General features: G+C 60.3%; 2 protein-coding genes. Both read left to right on the top strand.

What is annotated here, in order from left to right:
* Positions 1–1,395, top strand: a 1,395-nt coding sequence (locus tag HMPREF3167_RS06150) for a glycoside hydrolase family 78 protein (RefSeq protein ID WP_210382977.1), incomplete at its 5' end; no start/stop codon positions are given.
* Positions 1,396–1,402: 7 nt separating this feature from the next.
* Positions 1,403–2,503 (top strand): hypothetical protein, encoded by a 1,101-nt coding sequence (locus tag HMPREF3167_RS06145; RefSeq protein ID WP_070446089.1) that lies wholly within the window; start codon positions 1,403–1,405, stop codon positions 2,501–2,503.
* Positions 2,504–2,784: the final 281 nt, after the last annotated feature.

Here is a 2,784-nt window from a genome sequence, read left to right as displayed (position 1 = left end):
GCGGCGAACTTGTCTGGTCCGCTCGACCCTGGCGTTAATAGTTTCCGGGCTACCGGCTTGGACGTGACGAAAGAGTACGTGTTCACGGTCGGGCACATCACCCCTGACGGGTTGACGGCCACCACCGTGTCGAACACGGTGCGTCTCCTTGCCGCCCCGTTGGCACCCACGAGCCTGGCACCGAATGGGACGTTTGAGCCGACGAGCACCCCGATTAAGTTCACGTGGTCTCACAACCCCACCGACGGCACCGCACAGTCAAGGTACGAGTTCCAGCACCGGGAGGTAGGGAACACGTCGTGGTCATCATCGGGTATCAGGCTCAGTAGTGATGCGTCGTATCGGATACCGCTCAGCCAGACTGGCACCTACGAGTGGAAGGTGCGCACGTGGGGACAAGACACTACAAAATCGTCGGAGTGGTCGCAGATCGCAACAGTGAACTTGCAGGCCCGCCCAAGTGCGTCATGGGTGGGCCTACCGTCGAAGGTGACATCGGATCGCGTTACCGCCACGTTCACTGATTCCATTTCGGGGGAACACCAGTTCGAGGTGGAGTTGGTCATCAATGGTCGCATTATGCGGAAGGTGACCGGCACGAAGGAGCGCGGCAACCGTTCCCTAATGTTCACAGCGCTCCCGAACGGGGCATCGTGCCAGTTGCGTGTGCGCGTGCTGGACATGGTGTGGTCGAACTGGACTACGGCAAGTTTCACCGTGGCTTACGACGCGCCTGGCGCGCCGACGGTTAGCACGACGTGGGTGCGTGAGACGGGCGCGGTCGCGTTAAAAGTGACCTTTAGCGGGGCGTCCCCGGTGACGAATCATGTGCGTGTGGAGCGCCTTACGCCGTCCAGTACCGGGGAACCTGTGCTGATCGCGGATAATGTGCGTAACGGGCAGACGGTGACGGATAGTACCCCGTCAGGGAATGGGGTGAACACGTATCGTGTGACGGCGGCGAACACGTCACTGGCAACGTCTACCTCGGTGGAGGTGGAGGTGGACACGTCCACTGCCCCGATTAGGGACATCATGTTAACCCCGGTGTCTGGTGCGGCCCCGGTGATGGTGCGGTGGGACCCGGAGCGGCAGATCACTTTCGGCGTGACGGACATGGTGTTGCACTATATGGCGGGCCGGTCTCGGCCAGTGGTTTTCTCAGGGTTGCACCGTGACCGTGAGATCAAGGTCGAGGGCACGATCCTGCGGTCGGAGGCATCGAACGTGGGCGCGTTCTTAGCGTTGGTGGACGCCGCCGTGCCGGTACTCTACCGTGACCCGGCGGGCGTGCGCGTGTGGGGCGCCATATCGAGCGTTGACATTGGGCGCTCGCGGCAGGTTGGTTCCCATGATGTGTCGTTCACGGTACGGGAGGTGGATTATGCGGAATGATCCTCGTTTGTGGGCGTCGTATCGTGTTGAGGACTATGAGGTGCGCGTGTTGTCCGCTGAGGAACGTGACCTTGGCGTGCTAGATGGTGTCACGGGTGGCAGCATTACGGTGTCTACGGATGCGCGTATCAAGCGCGCGGGCAAACTGTCTGTAGTGTCTGATAAGCCGCCGGAGTGGTGGGGAACGAAACTGTTGCACGTGTTTGTGACAGTGAACGGTTTACGCTGGCCGCTGGGCCTGTTTATTCCCACGTCCCCGCAAGAGGAGTACACTGGGGAGGCGGTGGAGTATGAGATCGAACTCCACGATAAGCTGTTGATCCCGGATCAAGACGCTGTTGTGTCTGCTTATTCTATCCCGGCGGGAACGGAATTGATCCCGCACGTGGTGAAAATGTTGAAGGACATGGGGCAGACTAGGCTTGCGATTGAGCCGTTCGTGTCCCGCCCGGATGAGACCGGGCACGTGTGGACTACGGGGAAGAACTCGCGCCCGTTGACGTGGGATGCGGGCGAATCGAAACTGACCATTATCAACGACATTCTGGACTACTGTGGCTACTTTTCGTTGACGTGTGACCCGAATGGTGTCTACGTTGCTGAACATTACCGTGTCCCGGCTGAACGTGAAGTGTCGTGGGAGTTCACCGAAGGTCGCAACGCGATTCACGCGAAGCGGTGGACGTTCGAGCAGGACTTGGCCAACATTCCGAACCGGATCGTGTACACCACGCAGGAAGCGCAAACGGAGGACGGGAAAGAGTTACCGTCGTTAACATCGTTGTGGGAGAACCGCGACCCGGGCTCGCCTTACTCCTACCAGTCGCGGGGCCGGTGGATTAGTGAGGTGAAAACGGACGTTGAAGCGGCCGATCAGGCCACGTTGGATGCGAAGGTGAAACGGCGGGCGGCGAACGCTCAAAACCCGATGGCGAAGGTCGTGATCTCGTCCGCGGTCCTCCCCGTCGCTCTGAATGAGATCGTGCGTTTCCGCTCCGGGGCGAAGGACATGTACATGTCTATTCGCAAGTTCGACATGGAGCTGCGGGCGGGTGAACTGATGGAAGTCACGCTACGGAAGGTTAACAAGGGCGGTGATGACAAGTGAAGGCTGGGAACCTTTCCATGCTGGTGCCTCACGTCCCGCAAGCTACTGAGTCGTGGCGGTGGGGGAGAGTGAAAGGCCCCGGCCAGGTGTTGCTCACGGGTGACACGTCTCCTGCGTTGGTGTCTGACTCTCTGGTGCCGTTAGCGGTGGGGGATCGTGTGCTAGTGCGCTTGTCGGGGTCGCGCGCGGTGGTGATGGGGAAGGCTGGCGGGGTGAAGTTCCCCGATATTCCTGACATTCCCACTGTCCCTGCGGCGGGGACGGTGGTGGTTAACGGCAGG

This window comes from Trueperella sp. HMSC08B05, assembly GCF_001808405.1.
GTDB lineage: Bacteria > Actinomycetota > Actinomycetes > Actinomycetales > Actinomycetaceae > Trueperella > Trueperella bernardiae.
The sequence above is the reverse complement of the archived record's forward strand: the minus strand, read 5'-3'. Positions and strand labels throughout refer to the sequence as shown.